This is a genomic window from Flavonifractor sp. DFI.6.63 (assembly GCF_024462255.1).
GTDB lineage: Bacteria > Bacillota > Clostridia > Oscillospirales > Oscillospiraceae > Lawsonibacter_A > Lawsonibacter_A hominis.
On record NZ_JANGBE010000148.1, the window covers coordinates 1 to 256 of the forward strand.

Annotated in this window: 1 protein-coding gene; it reads right to left on the reverse strand. The window is 64.8% G+C overall.

Going from position 1 to position 256, the window contains the following annotated elements; genetic code table 11:
• Positions 1 to 256: 3-keto-5-aminohexanoate cleavage protein (locus NE547_RS18275; protein ID WP_256176651.1), on the reverse strand; the 256-nt coding region annotated here is incomplete at both ends.

Here is a 256-nt window from a genome sequence, read left to right on the forward strand (position 1 = left end):
CCAGGAACGCGGGGGAGTTGATGAACAGGCTGGTGTGCAGCCAGTTCATGGAGCCGCAGTCATAGGAGCCCATCTCGGGGCGCAGCTGCTCCAGGTGGATCTGGCGCGTCTCGTCGGTGGCGTTCAGGTCGCCGGAGGTGGTCATGTTCAGGATGACGTCGCAGTCGGGGTGGTTGGCGCGGAGCAGCTCCACCGTCTTGGCAAAGCGGTCCTTGTCCATGGTGCCCTTGCCCTCGTCGTCGCGCATGTGCAGGTG